The sequence below is a fragment of the Paenibacillus sp. PCH8 genome, assembly GCF_002968835.1.
Taxonomy (GTDB): domain Bacteria; phylum Bacillota; class Bacilli; order Paenibacillales; family Paenibacillaceae; genus Paenibacillus.
Genome location: NZ_PKQK01000005.1, coordinates 49,034 through 68,240, shown reverse-complemented (window position 1 = coordinate 68,240; position 19,207 = coordinate 49,034). Strand labels below are relative to the sequence as shown.

Genomic DNA, 19,207 nt, shown 5'->3' with positions numbered 1-19,207 from the left:
TTTTAATCATGGATTTAATATGCACAAATACTATATACCTATTAAATCTTCATGCAAATAAATATAAAGCTTCATTAACATAAAAAAACAAACCTTTTTCCGAAATTTAATCGTTTAACACTCGCTTTCAGTGTGCTTGTTCCTGTAAAATAGAAATGACTGGTTCTAGCCAAGCACTGAAATAAGGAGAGACGACGATGAACACTAAACCTGATTGCGGCGTTTCGTTGCAAATCGATGACTATCTGGATCTTTTGCATTTTGCTATTCAAATTCAAGATCAGGAATGGCAACAATCCCTTATCCACCAACTCAAAATATTTCAGACGGCGACGGAGCAGCAGCGTACTCCTGAAGAAGAATTATGGACACGGTTTGATTACATCAACAGCAAACTGACAAGTCTCTGCCACCAGATTCATGCCGCTCATTCCAAGGATGAACGCCAGAAATTTGAGGAACGGATCGGGCTCTTGCAATTACAGCGAGTGGAAGTCGCACGTAAAATTAAATGGGCGAGTCGAAGATAGATGAGTAATATCTGATCAAGTGGTGTAACGCAAAAATGAAATTGTTATCTAAATTCACAAGAGATTCACACCTGATGAAGTCATCCTCCGTTTGGGTATGGGGGATGGCTTTTGTTGTGTGCGTTGAGCACATGGATCAGTGGATGAAAGTGACATATAGAGAAGTTCTATAACCTTATCAGGATGTCCTATTGGTTTAGTTATTGCCCAAGTATGGCTTGGAATGATATTCTGTGTTCAACCTAATTCCGACTATACAAGTAAGAATGGTTTGGTAAGAGATTATAGGATGGGGAGCACACATCATATTTGCTGTGATAACAGCCTGTGGAGGAGATTGGGAATGGTTAAACAACGGGGGATTCAAAAATTCCGAACAGCACTACTGTTCATCACCATGCTGGCGGTACTGGCTGGATGCAGCACAGGAACTGCAGGTAAGGAGTCCGAATCTGCTTCGGCAGCAGGCGACACGAAAGTGAAAAAGATCATTGTAGGAACAGGTACACAGTTCCCCAATGTCTGCTTCATTGATGAGAATGGCAAGTTAACAGGGTATGATGTTGAACTAATCCGTGAGATCGACAAACGATTGCCTGAGTATGAATTCGAATTCAGCACGATGGATTTCAAAAATCTGCTGCTGAGTCTGGAAACGAAAAAAATTGACCTCATCGCTCACCAGATGGAAGTGAATGAAGAGAGACAGGCCAAGTTCCTGTTTAATGATGAAGCCTATAATATTTTCCCCAATAAAATTGTTGTGAGCCAGAAGAATGAGGAAGTGCATTCCATTGAGGATCTCAAAGGTAAAAAACTGATTGTCGGCGCTACGAGTAATGCGGCAGTTCTCGCTGAGAAATGGAATGCAGCAAATGGAGGCGAGATCGATATTGTCTACTCCGGGGCAGGGGAAGATACGAATACACAGATCAAAACCGGCCGTGTGGATGCCACCATCAGTACACCGTTTGCCATCGATTATCAGAACAAGGTAGTGGATGCCCAGTTGAAAACGGTTGGAGACGCCCTCTCGAACTCCAAAGTGTACTTCATTCTGAACAAGGATGAAGAAGAACTCAAAACCAAAATAGACGGAGCGCTCCAATCAATCAAAGAAGATGGGACATTAAGCAAACTGAGCACAGAGTGGCTTGGAGCTGATTATACGGTTGAAGAGTAGTCTGAGAAAGGTGTGCAAGCGGTAATGGGAAAATCATTTGATCTGTCATTGGTTCTGGATTTCATCCCGGAACTGCTACAGTATTTGCATATAACACTGATTGTACTGGGTGGTTCCATTGTGTTCGGACTGGTGGGCGGCGTGCTTCTGGCTGTTCCCCGGCTGTACCGCATTCCGGTACTAAGCCAGATTGCTACCCTGTACGTCTCGTTCATGCGGGGCACACCGATCCTGATCAAATTGTTTCTGGTGTACTACGGACTTCCCGAACTGCTGAAACCGATTGGCATCGACCTGTCAAGAACCGACCCGTTGCTGTTTGTCATTGTGACCTATGCGCTTAGTGATGCGGCGTCCTTTGCCGAGATCTTTCGCGGAGCCGTACGCAGTGTGGACAAAGGCCAGACCGAAGCGGCCTATGCTGCGGGTATGACCACATTTCAGTCGTTTCGGCGGATTGTCGTTCCGCAGGCACTGATTGTTGCTTTTCCGAACATGGCCAATACGTTAATCGGTTCACTGAAGGATACGTCTCTGGCGTTCTCCATCGGTGTCATGGATATGGTGGGCAGGGGGCAGACGCTAATCTCGGCTACATCACATGCGCTTGAAGTGTATATCAGTCTGTCCGTGGTCTATTATGTCATCGTCATTGTGCTTGAAAAAGGATTCGTTGTTGTTGAGCGCAGACTCCAGCGTCATGAACGCAAGAAAGTTGTACACAAACCGGCAATTCGAGCCGAACGCCTGAAACGAATAGCGGGGTGAGCATATGTCTATTGATCTCCAGTTTATCTATACCTCTTTTTTTCAAATTCTGAAGGCATTGCCACTGACACTCGTCATTACGATTGTTCCGTTGATTGCAGGCTTCGGAATCGGTCTGGCTACGGCTCTGATTCGTATTTATCGTGTGCGGTGGATTCATCGCATTGCTGACTTCTACGTTTCATTCCTGCGTGGAACACCGATGCTAATGCATCTCTTCCTCATCTATTACGGTATTCCGATGATCATCGACAAGCTGGCGGAACGTTACGGTTGGGCTTTCCAATCCTCATCGATTCCCATTCTCGTATTTGTACTGATTGCCTTCTCTCTCACTGCGGGCGCCTATATGTCCGAGATTATCCGTTCAGGCATTCTTGCCGTGGACATCGGTCAGATGGAAGCCGCTCACGCAGTGGGTATGAGCACATTCCAGGCTTTAAGGCGCATCATCATCCCTCAAGCGATTGGGGCGGTATTGCCTAATCTGTGCAGCATGTTTGTCGGGTTCCTGCACGGATCAACGCTGGCCTTCACCGTATCCCAGATGGACATACTCGGGAAAGCGGATGTGGTGGCATCCGTCAGTCTGAAATTTCTGGAGGCTTTTATCGCCGCAGCGTTCATCTACTGGGGGCTGACCATCATTGCCGAGCGTATTACAGCTTTGCTGGAACGCAGAGTAGCCGTATACAGCAAAGGAGGTGTGTCATGATTACATTAACAAATATACACAAGTCATTCGGCCAACAGGAAGTACTGAAAGGGATCGATCTGACCGTGGAACAGGGTGATGTCGTAGCCATTCTTGGACCGAGCGGTTCAGGCAAAACGACGTTGCTCCGCTGTGTGAATTTTCTTGAACGCGCCGATGAGGGCGAGGTTCAGATCAGTGGATTGACCGTCAATTGCAAGCATGCACGCAAACATGACATTGTGCAGTTGAGACGAAAAACGGCGATGGTGTTCCAACATTATAATCTGTTCAAACACAAGACCGTGCTGGAGAACGTCACAGAGGGATTAATTATTGCCCAGAAAATGTCCAAGGCGGACGCTCGTACTCGTGCTCTGCATGTACTTGAACAGGTTGGACTGTCTGCCAAAATCAATGAGTATCCCAGTATGTTGTCAGGTGGACAACAGCAACGGGTGGGGATTGCCAGAGCATTGGCACTGAATCCCGAAGTGATTCTGTTCGATGAACCAACTTCGGCGCTGGACCCTGAGCTTGTGGGCGAGGTACTGTCTGTCATTCGCTCCATTGCTCAAGAGGGGATTACCATGATTGTAGTCACCCATGAGATGGGATTTGCCCGTGAGGTGGCGAATCGTGTTGTTTTCATGGACGGAGGGTCCGTTGTGGAGGAAGGAACGCCGGAAGAGGTGTTTGTGCGTCCTCAGCAGGAACGAACTCGCCAATTCCTCAGTCGATATTCTTCCGACTGGAGTTACGTCATCTGACGATATAGGCGCAAGCTGTAGTAACTGACGATCCCGGCCCGGCATATGCTGTAACAGGCAAATGCTGATAGGCCGGGTTTTTCTATGGGTGAAGCAGGCCGTGACGGTAAGGAGGAGGACCATGCAGAGCAAAATTGATGAAATCATCACACATATTGCACATTCTCACCAGCAGATCGCGCGTGTGCTGGATGCCAAACGCCAAGTCGCTGTACGCATGTCTGAAATCATTAATCATTTGCCAGATATCGAACCGGAGCTGGATGGCGTTGACGGTCTGCTGGATAGCTCGGGACAAATCAACAAAAGCATTATCTCTTACTTGGGAGGCCTTGCAGATCTGGAAGAAGCTGTAGCCGAAACGCTAACCCAGGTCATGCGGGAGATCGCAGTTCAAGAGGAAGAATAAGCCCCGAAGGCGGGTGAAGGAACATGAGCAGAGAACAGAGCCTCATTCTGATGCTCGATGCAGCAGCCAAGATGCAGTGGAATATTGCCCTGATTCTGGAGGCAAAAGCGATTGAGGCCGAGAAGGTACGAAACTGGACACTGAATCATCTGAATGGGGATACCTTTCTGACGCATGGGGATCAGGTAGGCGAGCCACTCAAAATGCATGATCAGCTGGTGGAATTGCTGGAAGGATTGACCCGGATGGAAACCGGACTGTGCAACAATCTCAAAGCGGTGATGGTACAGAACGACAGCGAAGATAGCGGCGGGATGGACGGTGGCATGTTTGGCGGCATGGATCTGGGAGACATGGGAAAATGAGTCTGATGCGGCGTGAGCAGGAAGCGAAACTGGCCCTCATTGAATCCATTGCACACAGTCAGCAGGCGCTGGCACGCATTCTGGACAGTGTAGCCAGCGTATCCGCTCATTCGGAAGTATCCGCCCGCAGTCTTGCCGAGAACATTCGTGTGCTGAGTCGCTATCAGGAAGAGATGTCTCGTATGGTTACGGGAATCAGGCTGGCCCGAATCCAGCATGGGGAGCCTGGCTTGCCCTGGCTCAAAGACCCCGGGTGTGCGATTCGTATCGCTGGGGACATACAGGAGGAATGTTGACATGTTAAAGAAGAAGAGTATACGACTGAGAACCAAAAGAGCGTTGTTAGTTCGTGGCGCCCGTCTACGTAGAATCCGCAAGCTGCGTGCGCTCAAAGGCAAACGTGTACTTCACAAACGCACACTGAAAGGACGCAGTGCGTGGCTCAAAAAAAAGAAACGTACGGTACGGCGGCACCGGAGTTCGAAGCCCGTACAACCATTCGTCCCGGCTACCCCTACCGATCCGAACCCGGACGGTGCGTACAGCCAGGGGTACAACGAGTCGTACAACGAGGGATTCAACGCGGGTTTCGCCAAGGGATTCGAGGACGGACATCAGCTGGCGTACAAGGCACAGTAACCGAGTAAAGACGATTATTCCTGCATGGAATGATACACCTCTAACAGTTGACGATAGCCCGGGGGACAGATCCCTCCGGGCTATTTGCATCGCCGCAGAAGCGGACATGCCCGTACAGGCGGATGTGGAGGGCAAGCGCCAATTTTGCGCCTTGCAGGACACCCGTCCATGATGCATCTGACCCCGAGGCATATCCTTTAGAGGGAAGACCAATCTCGGGGAGAGTCTGGAAGTGAGAACTCCCGAAGGAAGACAGGGTGAAGAATGTGGCAAAACGAAGACACCGTCCGCTGACCGAAGCGGAGACGGCTTACCGCGGCGGATACGCAGAAGGCCGCAGATTTGGCGGCTGTCAGGCCATGATGGAACGGGTGCAGATGTTTGAACCGACCCTGCGGGACATGAAAGTCCTGTATATCCCGCAAGGATTCGATGCCATTGATGAAGGTGTCACCTTGGCATTGCAGCAGTCTGTACGCGAATGCGTTGTTGGATCGCCAGCAGCGATGTTGCAGGAAGCCAGTCAGCATCGGCCCGATGTCGTACTCGTCATGAATGGTCTGCATGTATTTCCCGCAGATCATCTGGAGCAGGTGAATGGAATACGTGCACTCGGTATTCGAACAGCCGTGTGGTTTGTGGATGATCCCTATTTCACTGAAGATACAGCGACTATCTGTCAGCACTATGATGTCGTGTTCACGCATGAAGAAGCCGCAGTGCCATTCTATCTGGGACATGGAGCAAGCCGGGTCATCTATATGCCGCTCGCGGTGAATCCAGGCATGTTTCAACCCCGGCGCACGGCACCGCAGCATCAGCACGACATTTGTTTTATCGGTACAGGATTCTGGAACCGAATTGCGCTGTTCGATGAACTGGCCCCTTTTCTCGCGGACAAAAAGGTGTTCATCGCGGGTAGCCAGTGGAACCGGCTGGCACGGTTCGATGAACTTGGCCGTTTCATCCACGAAGGATGGATTGACCCCGGAGCGACTGTTGATTATTACAATGGTGCCAAGATCGTCATTAATATTCACCGGACTTGCGAGAATGGAGAAGACAATCGCAATACACACCATCTGGAAGGTCGATCCATTAATCCACGCACGTATGAGATCAGTGCCTGCGGCACGATGCAGATCACGGATGCACGTGAAGATCTGCCCCGTTATTATCAGCCAGGTTATGACATCGAGACGTTCACAACCGCAGCAGATCTTCAGCACAAGATCCACTATTATCTGAAGCATGAAGAGGAACGACAAGCGATGGCGTGGCGAGGACTTCTCACCACGATGAGCCAGCACACGTTCACTCGTCGTATCGCTCAGTTGCTGGAACATCTGTAATTCCCATCTGAAGTACAGCACCATGAAGAACCCTATCCCAAAAAACAAAGGAGTGGCGGTATGTCTCTCAAACACCGTAAAACCAAAAAGGTTCATGCACCTGTGCTCAGCCTGGTAGATCAAGCACGCAAAAATGGGCAGCATGCCGGATATGATGCGGGTAAGGAAGAAGGATATCTGCGCGGTCGCGCCAATTATATTGTGAATTGTGCACAGGAGCCGTTGCCTTTCCGGCAGCTGCACGTGCTGTATGTATCTTCGGGTAAAGGATTCCCGTACTCCCCGCTGGATGAGGCTATTATGGCCACACTTCAGGGCATGGTAGCTCAGGTAACCCTGTCTGATCCGCGTCAACCGGTTTCAGAGATCGCGCTGCAGACACGCCCTGATCTGGTGCTTGTGCTGGATGGAATGGATATTCCCATCGAGCACATCGATGCGATTCGTCAAGCAGGCATTCAGACAGCGATCTGGCTCACGGATGATCCCTACTATACAGACATGACACTGGATATCGTGAAGCATTTCGACCATGTCTTCACACTGGAACTGAACTGTATTGATCTGTATCGACAGATTGGCTGCGCGTCGGTTCACTACCTCCCATTTGCTGCCTTCACCAATCATTACTTCCCGATTACAACCCCTTCCCCGCTGAAACGGGATGTCAGCTTTATCGGCTCCGCCTACTGGAACCGGGTATACTTCTTCAACCCGATCATGGCACAGCTGATGTCACACAATACGGTATTTAACGGCATCTGGTGGGACCGTCTGCCTGACTACACCGCCTATGGCGAGAAGATTGAACTCGGCCGCTGGATGAGTCCGCAGGAGACCAATGATGTGTACAATGGCACCAAAATTGTCATCAACCTGCATCGATCCCATGAAGATGATTCCGTCAATAACAATCACCTCAAAATCGCGCCAGCCTCACCGAACCCGAGAACGTTTGAAATTGCCGCTTCCACGACGCTGCAACTGACCGATGCACGGGATGACATTGCGCGTTTCTACAAACCGGGTGTGGAGATTGAGACGTATTCCTCCCCGCAGGAGTTGCTCGACAAGGTGGAATATTATCTTACTCATGAGAAGGAACGTCGGGAGATTGCACTTCGAGGACTTGAACGCACACGGAAAGACCACACGTATGGCAGAAGAGTTAATGAATTGTTAACCATTATATTCCCTTAATTTTGGCCGGGAGGAGGTGTGCACAGTACCCTGTATCGGATTGTCCGTATACAGGGTCCGTGCGGCCATGGCAACGAAACCAAAGCTGATGTTGTTTTCACATGTGTGCAACACCCGCAGCATTACAGGCGCAGAGAAGCTGCTACTTCATTTTATGAGGGAGATCGGTTCGATCTTTGATTGTGTGCTCGTGGCTCCGCAGGAAGGAAAGCTTGCGGGACTTGCGCGAAGATTCGGCATTCAGGTCAAAATATGCGCTCTGCCGATGCTTCACGGTGTGTACACACCTTACCGGGGCATTGCAGATGATGCAGAGAATCTTCGCCAGACACCAGCCTTTCAGGAGGCGGTTTCCCTGATTCGGGAGACCGCGCCTGATCTGGTGCTGACGAATACCTGTGTCAATGTGATGCCGGCTGTAGCGGCGAAGTCGCTTCAGATCCCGGTCATCTGGAAGATCACCGAGATCATTCATTCCAATGAACATACAACCGAGGCCATTCAGATGATCGGCCGTTATGCAGACTGGATTATCGGTATATCCGAGACAGCGGGGGCTCCCTTTCAACAAGCTGGCATGGGTGACAAACTGACCATCATTTCCCCTACCTGGGAACCTGCCCTGCCAGCCCCGGACCGCTGGGTCCATCTGCGTGAACGCAAGCGCAAGGAACTCGGTTTCAAGTCATCGCAGACCTGTATCGGTTATATCTCTTCATTTATATATGATGCCAAAGGGTTGAAACCTTTTGTGGATATGGCTCTGAAGATCTGTGAAACACATCCGCGCTGTCGCTTCTGGGTCATCGGGGCACCGTCAGATAAAAAGTACTACGACGAGTGTGTATCACGGGTCAAGAAATCAGGGTATTCTCGCAGATTTACCTTCACCACATTCGAAGAGAACGTATCACTGGCGTATACCGCCATGGATATTGTGGTTATTCCGAGCATGGTCAAAGAAGGATTTGGGATGACTGCACTGGAGGGGCTTTACTTTGCCAAACCGGTCATTGCCTTTGCCCAAGGTGGGCTGAAGGAATTGATGGAGTCCGTAGGCAGTGAAGCATTTCTGGCCCCGCCGGGGACACCGAAGCGCTCGTCACACTGGCGACAACCTTGCTTAATGATTCAGAGCTCGCCTCCGATACAGGGTGGCGCAATCGGACAGAAGCGGAAAGGCTGTACGGGATTGAAACCTACCGAACCAAACTGCATACGATGGTGACACAGTGGTTATTGCGTTTTCCCGGATGGTTTGCTTATATCCAGCCTCCGAATGGACCTGTGTACGCATGGGGGAGGGCGGTTTACGCAACGTACTGGTTCTGGAACCGGCTTCGGTTCGGGCGCTGTTATTCCCACTGACGGTCATCCAGGCTTTGCCACGTTCCTCATTACCTCCGCTTGCCCTGGGTCACAATGTTGTTCATGGTGCCTCGGATACTCGCTCAGCTGCAAAGCGGATTCAACAGGGAGACAGAACGGGGAAACGTCGCAAGTCACGTGCTCCTAAGTCTCGTCAGGTTCGTGAGGGGTTGAAACGAACTCCAAGAGTTGGCAGACGTAAGAGAAAGGGCCGTACAACGAAGGAACAGCGTCCGCTTATTGGAAAATCGGCTATTCGCAGACGCAAATCTGCCAAGGCGGGACGTAGCCGAATTCGTCGCAAAGCTTCCAATACAAGATGAAGGCAGGGATGACGATGAAGATCATGACGGTGCTTGGTACGAGACCTGAGATCATCCGGCTCAGCCTGATCATTGCCAAGCTGGACCAGTACGCGTCAGAGCATATATTGGTACACACGGGACAGAACTTCACGGAAAGTCTCAGCGGTCTCTTTTTCAAGGAAATGGGCCTGCGGACACCGGATTACGTTCTCCAGGATGAAGCGGCCTCCCTGGGACGGCAGTTGTCTTCGATGTTTACGCAGATGGAAGATCTGATATTACAGGAGAAGCCCGACAAAGTGCTGCTGCTTGGGGATACCAATAGCGCATTATGTGCGGTGCTGGCTGAGCGCATGGGTATTCCTGTTATTCATATGGAAGCAGGTAATCGCTGCTTCGACCTGTCTGTGCCTGAGGAGAAGAATCGCAGGGTTATTGATGCCATCTCCACCATTAATATGCCTTACACGGAACAAAGCAAGAAACATCTGGTCAGCGAAGGGGTACCCAGCAGGCGAATCGTGCTCACAGGCAATCCCATCTATGAAGTGATGCAACACTATGAAGCGCAGATAAGTTCCAGCAAAATATTGAAGAAGCTCAAGCTGAAGTCCGGGCAATACTTCCTGGTTACCGCCCATCGGGCCGAGAATGTGGATCATGCCCCTCATTTGCTGGAGATTATGAAAGGACTGAATCAGGTTGCGGAGGAATACGGGTTGCGTGTGATTTGCAGCATTCATCCGCGAACAGCGATTCGGATTGCGGAACATCTGCAACTGGAGATGAATCCATTAGTGGAGTTTCATGAACCGTTTGGATTCTTCGATTTTGTGATGTTGGAACGTCATGCGCGCTGTGCACTTACAGACAGCGGTACAGTACAGGAAGAATGTTGCATTATGGGTGTGCCAACCGTGACCATGCGTCGTACAACAGAACGCCCGGAAACGGTGGATTGCGGTAGCAATGTCGTCTCCGGTCTGGATGCGGCACGTATCGCCGACTGTGTGAAAGTGATGACCCAAATGTCCAACGATTGGGAATGCCCGCAAGGTTACAAAGCAACAGATGTATCCAATAAAGTGGTTAAATTTCTGCTTGGAGGGAAAATGCATGTTTGAAAATAAGCGTATACTCGTGACTGGCGGTACGGGATCATGGGGTTATGAACTTGTGGCTCAACTGCTGCCCCAGCAGCCCAAAGAAATTATTGTGTATTCCCGGAACGAGTCCAGCCAGGTGGCCATGAGTCGTGAATTTGAAGACCCGCGTCTTCATTTCCGGATTGGAGATATTCGTGACAAGGACGCCCTGACGGCTGCCTGCCAGCATGTGGACTATGTATTTCATCTGGCTGCGCTCAAGCATGTGCCGGTGTGTGAAGACCAGCCATACGAAGCGCTCAAAACCAATGTAATTGGTACGCAGAATGTGATTGAGGCAGCTATTGAGAACAAGGTGGAAAAAGTCATCTATATCTCGACTGATAAAGCTGCGAATCCGTCCAACTTCTACGGCATGACGAAGGCGATCGGTGAGAAGTTAATCGTATATGCGAATTTGCTCCACAGTGATACCAAGTTTGTTACGGTGCGTGGTGGGAATGTATTGGGAACCAACGGCAGTGTGGTGCATCTGTTCAAGAATCAGATCCGCCAGAAGGGTCAGGTATCTATTACGGACATGAGCATGACTCGGTTCTTTCTTACCCTGAAGGACGCGATTACGCTGCTGTTCAAAGCTTCGGTGGAAAGTGTCGGTGGAGAGATCTTTGTCATGACGATGCCTACCTGCAAAATCGTGGATCTCGCGGAAGTACTGATTGAGGATTCGGGTGTGGAGAACGTTGCAATTGTGGAACGGGGTATTCGTCCAGGGGAGAAAATTCATGAAATTCTGATGAGTGAATTCGAGAGCATGACTACTGTTGTATATGATGAACAGTACCTCGTCATTCTCCCAACCCTTGGCATACCGGGACTGCGTGAACATTATACCAATTGTTCTCCGGTTTCCTTCAACAGTTTCAGTTCCGAGCATCAACTGATGACCAAAGAGGAGATTCGTGAAATTCTCAAACGCGGAGGATTTCTGTCATGAAACTGCTGATACTTGGGGGGAACGGAATGGCCGGCCATATTCTGGTCGACTATTTCCGCCGTCAAGGTGTACACAGCGTCTTCTACACAACTCGGGATGTAACAGATCCGAATGGTCTGCTCCTGGATGTGAACGACAGCTTCATGGTCGACCGACTGGTAGAAGCGGTGCACCCGGATGTGATTATTAATGCTGTAGGTGTATTGAATAGCTTCGCAGATGAGGACAAAATTACCGCGTATCATATTAACGGGTTCCTGCCACATCGTCTGCGGCGGGTTGCGGATACGGTGGGTGCACGTCTGATTCATATCAGCACAGACTGTGTGTTCAGCGGGGATCGGGGAGCGTATCGGGAAGAAGATGTTATGGACGGGACTTCCTCCTATGCGATTACTAAAGCACTTGGCGAAGTTCAGGATGCAGGTCATCTGACCATCCGCACGTCCATTATTGGACCCGAAATTCGGCAGGGCGGCATTGGTCTCATGCAATGGTTTATGTCCAGTACAGGGGAAGTTGGCGGATATACCCGCGTATTCTGGAACGGCGTGACCACGCTGGAACTGGCCAAATGGGTAGATCATTACCTGGCGTCATCCGTCAGTGGTCTAATCCATCTGGCTCACCCGGTACCTGTCAGCAAGCATGATCTGCTTGTGTTGTTCAAGCAGACCTGGGATAAGCAGGATGTGACGATTGTACCTGATGACAGTGTGGTGCAGGACCGTACGCTGGTGTCCACTCGCGAGGATGTGAAGACAGACCTGCCGGATTATTCTACAATGCTGAAGGAGCTGGCATTATGGATGGAGCGGAGCTGACAGGCAAGAACGTATTGATTACAGGCGCCTCCGGTTTTACCGGCCGACATGCCGTGTCTTATTTTCGGGAAGCGGGTGCAGTGGTTGCAGCGGTAGTCCGTAGACCGGATGTGCATTCATTCGGTAAAGGGGCCCAAGTCCAGGTCTGTGATCTGAACGATAAACAGCAAGTTCGTCATCTGATCGACGAGGTGCAGCCCGATTATGTGCTGCATCTCGCCGGCAAAAATTCGGTACCCGATTCCTGGTCTGATCCGTTACTGGTCCTGGAGACCAATGTGATGGCTGTGCTGTATTTGCTGGATGCCCTTCGCAGTTGTCCGGCAACACGAACCGTTATTGTGGGGTCCAGGTTAAAATATACGTCGGAACCCGGCCGGATTCCCCAGCCTCCGCATCCCTATAGTCTCAGCAAAGCCTTGGAAGAAATGGTATCTTTGTCGTGGATGTCGCTCTTCGGACAACAGATCATGCTGGCGGAGCCGGGTAATCTGATCGGTGCTGGTCCGTCCACAGGGATCTGTTCACTGCTTGCGCGCCATATTGTTGCCTGTGAGCAGGTGGGCAAAACCGAGGCATTCCGTCTGTCCGGACGGGACAATACCCGTGACTTTCTGGATGTGCGGGATGCGGTCAGAGCGTATGCGACCCTCCTTGTTCAGGGGTCCAGCGGTACGGTATATCCGGTGGTGTCAGGAGTCGAGCGCAGTCTGGGAGAAATTGTAGATCTGCTGTTGTCCATGACCGCAGCGGAAGTCCCTGTTCGTTGGGATGGGGCATCTTCCGGTCCGGATGGGGCGGGTAAGCAAGAGGAATTATCGATGCTGCGCAAGCTGGGCTGGCAGCCTGTGATTCCCTTTGCCACTTCGCTTCAGGACATCTTGAGTGATGTTCGTACCGAGCAAGGGAGGACAACAAGTTGAATCCGAGAGTATCCATTGTCATTCCATTCTATAACTGCCCTTACGTGCCACAGGCGATCCAAAGTGCATTGAATCAGACGTATCCCGATGTGGAGATCGTTGTTGTGAACGATGGCTCTACCCGGCATGCGGAGCTGCTCCAACCTTATCTTCCATATATTAATGTGCTTGGCAAAAGAAATGGGGGTACGGCTTCGGCACTGAATCATGGTATTCGCCATGCCTCTGGTGATTATGTAGCTTGGCTCAGTTCGGATGATTTTTTTTACCCTGACAAAATCCGTTATCAGTTAGAGTTCATGCAGCGCGAGAACGTGCTCGTCTCTCATACGAACTTTCATTACATCAACGAGCATTCGTCTGTTACCAAAATGCATGGCGGGCCTGAGCCGATGTCGGATCTGGACTTACTGCAGCGGTTTGTTAACGGCAATCCGGTGAATGGTTGCACCGTCATGATGCGCAAGGATCTGTTCAGCGGAGTGGGGCTGTTTGATGAACTCCTGCCCTATACCCATGATCTGGATCTCTGGATGCGGATTGTATTGAACGGTCACCGTTTCCCTTATTTGAACGAGCCTCTTACCGCATATCGCTGGCATGGGGGGATGGGATCCGTACGTCATGCGGATGTGATTGGCCGCGAGGCATCCATGGTATGGTCCAGATACCGGGAACCGTTGTTGCAGCGAATAGCCATGATTGGCGGTTAGCATAGTGCATGGGAGGGTGGTTATGAGAGCCGTAAGGTGGCTGCTTAACGCCCTCTTTGTGCAGCATTTTTGCATTGGAAATGATTAAATGATGGAACTCAACGAATATTCTCCGTGTACAAACGAAGGACCCATGCTAAGAGGGGCCATTCGCGATCCAGCTGCTGCATCTAAATGTGCTCTTATACCACCGTAGATGTCCAATACCGATGGAACAGACCCTCATATAATAGAGGAAAAGCAATTCTACTCTGAGATCCGCGGAGGAAGGGGAGGCCCGAATGGAGCCGAAAGTATCGATCGTTATTCCTTTTTATAATTGTGCATATATCGAGCAAGCGGTTCACAGCGCCATTCACCAGACGTATCCGCATATTGAGGTCATCGTGGTGGATGATGGGTCAACGCAGTACGTGGAGCGTTTGGAACCATTCATGGATTCTATCTGCTATATTCGTAAAGAAAACGGTGGAACCGCAACAGCATTGAACGAAGGGATCAAGCAGGCGACAGGAGAATATTTTGTCTGGCTCAGTTCAGATGATGTCATGCTGCTGGATCGGGTGGAGAAGCAATTGAAGTTTATGCGCGAGGTCAAGGCTTCATTCTGCCACGGTGCCTACCATTATGTAAATTCAGATAGTGAGTGGTTGGATACCGTGCAGCCTGAAGTGGGGAGTCGTCTGGAGATGTTGCAGGTACTGCTCGAAGGCTGTCCCATTAACGGCTGTACCGTCATGGTGGAGATGGAGGCGTTTGAGCGATTTGGCTTGTTTGACACGGATTTTCGCTATACGCATGATTATGAGATGTGGCTGCGGCTTTTCCCCATGTATGAGCTGTTCTATTACAATGAACCTTTGATGTGCTACCGATTGCATGAGTCCATGGGAACCAAACGCCATTTCAAGGCACTGGTTGCCGAGATGGAAAGGGTTCAGGCGAAACATAGACCTATTTTACTCAATTTGCTTCAGGTTGGTGGGTACTGGAAGTAAGGAGTGAGGGATGAACAGGGGAAGAAAGATTACTAACGAATACGGATGGCAGGAGCGGACCCTTGACTGGCAATCTTTGATTGCTGTAAGAGGTGCGCTCTTTTTTTATAACGAACCTGTGCGTCAGATTCTTTAGAACAAAGGAAAGCGAATAAGGGGTGTCCTCTGTCATGGTTATGACTTGAGAGACAACCCTTTTTGGTGCTGTGCCGTTATTTTTCTATATGGTTATATTTCTGTACAGTTATCTTGTATGAACATGGCTGGCGTCATAGTGGAAACTAATCTTTTAAGTTCAATATCTCCATCGATACAGGATCAGGAAATACATATCCTTTGGGAAGCTTCTGCATCAATTCATTCATTGCGGCGTAATCCACGTCGATGTGCGGTGTGGAGACGGGGGGCGAGAACCAGCGATTGTATAGATCACTCGGTACAAGCAACGTCATGTCTTGAGACCTCCTCTGTAGATGGCTTCCTGGTAGACATGAAATGTATGAAGTCCCATCTCTTCCAGTGAGCGATGTTGTTCAGCCCAGTCTTTGGCCGCAGCTCCCACCTTCTTACGGGTAACGTCATCCTCCAGAAGTGCATGCAGCAGTTCACGGAGTGAATCGACGTCCTGCGGAGGGACGACCCAGCCTGTACGTCCGGGTTCAACCATCTCAGGCATGCCGGCTGTACCACTGACGATCACGGGTACTCCTGCTAGCTGCGCTTCGGTAACGGAGAACGGCTGCGTGTCCTGCAGACTGGGCTGGACGTAGATGTCGGCATGTCGCAGGAAGGAAGGGATATTGTCCAGCTTGCCCCAGAACACCACATCGGCTGTAATACCTGCTGCGGCAACCTGTCCGCGCAGTTCTTCCAGGAGGTTGCCTTCTCCGGCGATCCAGCAGACCCAATCGGAACGCTTATTCTTCAGACTGGCGAGCGCCTTGATCAATATATGCACACCCTTGATATATTCCAGCCTTCCGGTAAAAGCAATGACTTTCTTGCCTTTAGGCGGCCGCTCGCGAAACTTGATAGCGGCAAATGCATGGTAGGCAGGAAGATCCACAGCATAGGGAATCTGTCTGAACTTCGATTCAGGTACCGCAAGCTCCGTCAGCGTGGTTTTGATCCAGTGACTGGATACCAGGATGAGTTCGGAGTGCGCTGCACTTCGCTCTTCCAGAGAGAGAAAGTAACGTCCACGTTTCGATTGCAAATATGCCGGGAGGGTAAGTTGTGGATTAGAATTTTGAGCATCGTAGAAGGCTTCGCGTGCAAGGGCTCCATGATAACTGGTGACGAGCGGGATGTTACGATTCAGTATGCGCTTTATGGCTACAGCGGCTACCGGATCTTGCGCATGGATGACGTCGTAATGATCCACCCCCAGATAAGCAGCAGCCATCTCAAAGGCATATCTGTTCAATTCATAATAAGCCAGAAGAGGGTCAGCCGTGAATTGAGGCAGATCTGTTGGATTAAGCTTGGTTTGCAGCATGGGCCATACTTTATCTTTGGAGAATGCACGGTTCAGGTTACGGATATATACTTCGTTATTGGCACCGTTAGTGCCCATGATATCAACCTCTACCCCCAGTGCCATCAACCTGTCGGCAAGCTGTTTAACATATGTCCAGATCCCGCCCATATGTGTAAGCTCCCAATACGTAACGAGCAGAACTCTCATAAGTACCTCCTTATCGCGGCCTGCGCAGGCCGAGCTTCTATCCTTTTATTCTATGAAAAAAGTGGACCGGAAGGTCGGGCATTTTCGTGTAATTGATCGAAAATAGGTGAATGCAAATGGCAATGGACGAGAGGAAGCATATTCTATGTACAGGAAGGTTCATGCGCCAAAGGAGGGATTACAGTGGCTGCATATTTACTCGGGATTCATGAAAATCTGTTACAGATGTTTGCCCCCGTCAAGTATATGGATATAGAGTTGGCTTATGTCGGCAGCGAGGAAGGAGTGGATGTATTTGTTGGTGGGACCGGCATCCACGGGGAGTTGTATCGACATCTTTTTCATCTCGGATCGGGTTCAGGGGCGGCGGGCGGTAATCATGTCATTCATAATCTGGATGTGTCTGCCGAACCTTATGAACTGAGAATTATCAGCAATAGTTCTTCACCTTATCATCTGGTGATTCGAATGTATTGCAGAAGTATTGACGGTCAGACTTTGGGTATACTATCGGAATACCAGATGATTAAGCTTGCAGATTAATATATGAACATAGTTGAATATGTGTATCAACCCATGTGTGGAGCAGGAAAGTGTCTGTTCCATTTTTTTGGTATGTATCCATAGTAGGAAGTCTTCGAAAAAATAGCTTGACAGCAAAGGTATTTTCATTAGAATTAGATCAGGATTAAACAAAAGTTTAAAACGACGGTTTAAAACAATAGTTTGAAAAAAGTCGTCAATATAGGCTGAACTGAGAAGCGGGTATAAGCCTGCAATCTCCTGGCCGGAAAAGAGTGTGGAGAACGTGAAAGAACAAACAGCAGTACCTCAGGAGTCGGCGGAGTTTTCGCTTAAAGCCATTATACTGCCACTCCTGGCAATTATCGTCGGAATGATTATGGTTATTCTGGACAGCACGGTGGTTAACGTAGCCATTCCGAATCTTGTTCAATATTTCGAGACAGATCTAAAGACTATTCAATGGACGGTTACAGGTTACACCTTGGCTTTGTCTGCGGTGATTCCACTAGCGGGCTGGTTAACGGATCGCTTTGGTGCCAAGAGAGTATTCTTGTTCACCATTGCCATGTTTACCCTGGGCTCTGTACTGTGCTCGATCGCCCAATCTCCTGAACAATTAATTATTTACCGTATCATTCAGGGTCTTGGCGGCGGTATGGTTGCTCCGATTGGTATGGCGATGGTCTTCCGTCTGGCACCACCTGAACGAAGAGGCTCCATTATGGGTATGCTCGGCATTCCCATGCTGCTTGCCCCTGCACTGGGTCCGGTACTATCCGGCTGGTTCATCGGATCACTGAGCTGGCACTGGATCTTCCTGATTAACCTGCCCATTGGTATTGCAGCTTTCATTCTATGTATCAAGTTCTTGCCTGATACAGATCGTGGACGCACGCCTGCACTGGATCTGTTGGGTATGATTCTGGCTCCAATTGCGTTCTCAATGCTCGCCTTTGGTGTGAGCGAGGGTGGCACGAGCTGGACGTCTGCAACAACACTGACGGGTGTAATTGTGGGCGGCGTAGCGCTCATTCTGTTCATTATTGTAGAACTTCGTCATCAGAATCCATTGCTGGAACTCCGTGTATTCAAATCATCGGATTTCACGCGGGGAATTATTCTGGCGTGGGTGTCACAAGTGGCTCTGTTTGGGGCGATGATCCTGATCCCGCTCTATTTGCAGCAGATCAAAGGATACACCGCACTTGAGACCGGATTGATTCTTCTGCCACAAGCTCTGGCTTCCGGAGTAGGTATGCCGCTCGGCGGTCGGTTGTTTGATAAAATTGGGGCGAGACCTCTGGCCTTTGTAGGTCTGGGGATTATCTCGGGAGCCTTGTTTATTCTGTCCTCCATTACCGCAGAGACAGGACTTGGCCTGATTATAACGGCTCTGGTCATGATGGGCTTGGGTATGGGCTTGTCCATGATGCCGCTCAATACACATGTATTGAATGCTGCACCACGCAAACTGGTTGGACGGGTTACACCGCTTACGGCTGCTGCACAGCAAGTGGTCGTATCCTTCGCGGTTGCTGGACTTACGGGCTTCCTTACTTCACGTATTGCAGACAACACTGCGAGTGCAAAGCCAGCAGACATTGTGCACGGCTTGGTCGGCGGATTCAATGATACGTTCTTCCTGGCCGCTTGTATTGCACTGTTCGGATGTTTGCTAAGTCTGATTCTGCGTAAACCAAAACCGATGCCGGAAGAAGATCTTCAGAATGGCGACAAGCCTGATCCGGCCATGATGATGGGACACTAAAATTTCTAAAAGAATTTCTAACCATAAAAGGCAGTTCAGAGAATCGTTCTGAACTGCCTTTTCGCTTTTTTTTGCTGCATCAT

The 19,207-nt window shown here is 49.9% G+C and carries 23 protein-coding genes; 21 read left to right on the top strand and 2 right to left on the bottom strand.

Features of this window, described 5'->3' with window-relative positions; all coding sequences use genetic code 11:
• The first annotated feature begins 197 nt into the window (after positions 1-197).
• The 19 genes from C0Q44_RS24375 (at position 198) to C0Q44_RS24285 (ending at position 15,144) form a co-directional block, all read left to right on the top strand.
• Positions 198-530, top strand: a complete 333-nt coding sequence (locus C0Q44_RS24375; RefSeq protein ID WP_105409808.1) for a hypothetical protein — start codon at positions 198-200, stop codon at positions 528-530.
• Between the two features lie 343 nt (positions 531-873).
• Positions 874-1,713, top strand: a complete 840-nt coding sequence (locus C0Q44_RS24370) for a transporter substrate-binding domain-containing protein (protein ID WP_105409807.1) — start codon at positions 874-876, stop codon at positions 1,711-1,713.
• Positions 1,714-1,737: 24 nt separating this feature from the next.
• A complete protein-coding gene (locus C0Q44_RS24365; RefSeq protein ID WP_105409806.1) occupies positions 1,738-2,481 on the top strand; it encodes an amino acid ABC transporter permease in 744 nt (247 codons plus the stop codon).
• A gap of 4 nt (positions 2,482-2,485) precedes the next feature.
• A complete protein-coding gene (locus C0Q44_RS24360; RefSeq protein ID WP_036673453.1) occupies positions 2,486-3,196 on the top strand; it encodes an amino acid ABC transporter permease in 711 nt (236 codons plus the stop codon).
• Positions 3,193-3,945, top strand: a complete 753-nt coding sequence (locus tag C0Q44_RS24355; protein WP_105409805.1) for an amino acid ABC transporter ATP-binding protein — start codon at positions 3,193-3,195, stop codon at positions 3,943-3,945. The genes C0Q44_RS24360 and C0Q44_RS24355 overlap by 4 nt, the downstream gene beginning before the upstream one ends.
• A 121-nt stretch (positions 3,946-4,066) precedes the next feature.
• A complete protein-coding gene (locus tag C0Q44_RS24350; protein WP_017692509.1) occupies positions 4,067-4,354 on the top strand; it encodes a hypothetical protein in 288 nt (95 codons plus the stop codon).
• Positions 4,355-4,377: 23 nt separating this feature from the next.
• Positions 4,378-4,719: an alpha-helical endospore appendage domain-containing protein gene (locus C0Q44_RS24345; RefSeq protein WP_105409804.1), complete on the top strand. Its 342-nt coding sequence runs from the start codon at positions 4,378-4,380 to the stop codon at positions 4,717-4,719.
• Complete coding sequence (locus C0Q44_RS24340) at positions 4,716-5,015, top strand: hypothetical protein (RefSeq protein ID WP_105409803.1); 300 nt, start codon at positions 4,716-4,718, stop codon at positions 5,013-5,015. The genes C0Q44_RS24345 and C0Q44_RS24340 overlap by 4 nt, the downstream gene beginning before the upstream one ends.
• 1 nt (position 5,016) lies before the next feature.
• Positions 5,017-5,358: a hypothetical protein gene (locus C0Q44_RS24335; protein WP_105409802.1), complete on the top strand. Its 342-nt coding sequence runs from the start codon at positions 5,017-5,019 to the stop codon at positions 5,356-5,358.
• A 257-nt stretch (positions 5,359-5,615) separates the two neighbouring features.
• Positions 5,616-6,710, top strand: a complete 1,095-nt coding sequence (locus tag C0Q44_RS24330; protein ID WP_105409801.1) for a CgeB family protein — start codon at positions 5,616-5,618, stop codon at positions 6,708-6,710.
• Between the two features lie 60 nt (positions 6,711-6,770).
• On the top strand, positions 6,771-7,910 hold the full coding sequence (locus tag C0Q44_RS24325) for a CgeB family protein (protein ID WP_105409800.1): 1,140 nt from the start codon (positions 6,771-6,773) through the stop codon (positions 7,908-7,910).
• Between the two features lie 40 nt (positions 7,911-7,950).
• The gene (locus C0Q44_RS24320) at positions 7,951-9,138 is read left to right on the top strand and encodes a glycosyltransferase family 4 protein (RefSeq protein WP_105409799.1); all 1,188 of its coding nucleotides are present in this window, start codon (positions 7,951-7,953) and stop codon (positions 9,136-9,138) included.
• Between the two features lie 25 nt (positions 9,139-9,163).
• Positions 9,164-9,601: a hypothetical protein gene (locus tag C0Q44_RS24315; RefSeq protein WP_181151161.1), complete on the top strand. Its 438-nt coding sequence runs from the start codon at positions 9,164-9,166 to the stop codon at positions 9,599-9,601.
• A 14-nt stretch (positions 9,602-9,615) separates the two neighbouring features.
• Positions 9,616-10,707, top strand: coding sequence for a non-hydrolyzing UDP-N-acetylglucosamine 2-epimerase (gene wecB, locus C0Q44_RS24310; RefSeq protein ID WP_105409963.1), 1,092 nt, complete (start codon positions 9,616-9,618; stop codon positions 10,705-10,707).
• Positions 10,700-11,686: a polysaccharide biosynthesis protein gene (locus C0Q44_RS24305; protein ID WP_105409797.1), complete on the top strand. Its 987-nt coding sequence runs from the start codon at positions 10,700-10,702 to the stop codon at positions 11,684-11,686. The genes wecB and C0Q44_RS24305 overlap by 8 nt, the downstream gene beginning before the upstream one ends.
• Positions 11,683-12,510 carry a dTDP-4-dehydrorhamnose reductase family protein gene (locus tag C0Q44_RS24300; protein ID WP_105409796.1) on the top strand — a complete coding sequence of 276 codons (828 nt, stop codon included), beginning with the start codon at positions 11,683-11,685 and terminating at the stop codon, positions 12,508-12,510. The genes C0Q44_RS24305 and C0Q44_RS24300 overlap by 4 nt, the downstream gene beginning before the upstream one ends.
• Entirely contained in the window at positions 12,492-13,433 is a 942-nt protein-coding gene (locus C0Q44_RS24295; RefSeq protein ID WP_105409795.1) for an NAD-dependent epimerase/dehydratase family protein, read from the top strand. The genes C0Q44_RS24300 and C0Q44_RS24295 overlap by 19 nt, the downstream gene beginning before the upstream one ends.
• Complete coding sequence (locus C0Q44_RS24290; protein WP_105409794.1) at positions 13,430-14,146, top strand: glycosyltransferase; 717 nt, start codon at positions 13,430-13,432, stop codon at positions 14,144-14,146. The genes C0Q44_RS24295 and C0Q44_RS24290 overlap by 4 nt, the downstream gene beginning before the upstream one ends.
• Positions 14,147-14,427: 281 nt before the next feature.
• Entirely contained in the window at positions 14,428-15,144 is a 717-nt protein-coding gene (locus tag C0Q44_RS24285; RefSeq protein WP_105409793.1) for a glycosyltransferase, read from the top strand.
• Positions 15,145-15,425: 281 nt separating this feature from the next.
• On the opposite strand, the gene C0Q44_RS30390 is transcribed toward C0Q44_RS24285, so the two are convergent.
• Both C0Q44_RS30390 and C0Q44_RS24280 read right to left on the bottom strand, forming a co-directional pair.
• On the bottom strand, positions 15,426-15,596 hold the full coding sequence (locus C0Q44_RS30390) for a hypothetical protein (RefSeq protein WP_181151160.1): 171 nt from the start codon (positions 15,594-15,596) through the stop codon (positions 15,426-15,428).
• Entirely contained in the window at positions 15,593-16,831 is a 1,239-nt protein-coding gene (locus tag C0Q44_RS24280) for a glycosyltransferase family 4 protein (RefSeq protein WP_105409792.1), read from the bottom strand. Before C0Q44_RS24280 ends, C0Q44_RS30390 begins: the two co-directional genes overlap by 4 nt.
• Before the next feature lie 183 nt (positions 16,832-17,014).
• On the opposite strand from C0Q44_RS24280, the gene C0Q44_RS24275 reads away from it, so the two are divergent.
• Complete coding sequence (locus C0Q44_RS24275; protein ID WP_105409791.1) at positions 17,015-17,374, top strand: hypothetical protein; 360 nt, start codon at positions 17,015-17,017, stop codon at positions 17,372-17,374.
• A 265-nt stretch (positions 17,375-17,639) separates the two neighbouring features.
• Complete coding sequence (locus tag C0Q44_RS24270) at positions 17,640-19,124, top strand: DHA2 family efflux MFS transporter permease subunit (RefSeq protein ID WP_105409790.1); 1,485 nt, start codon at positions 17,640-17,642, stop codon at positions 19,122-19,124.
• Positions 19,125-19,207 lie beyond the last annotated feature (83 nt).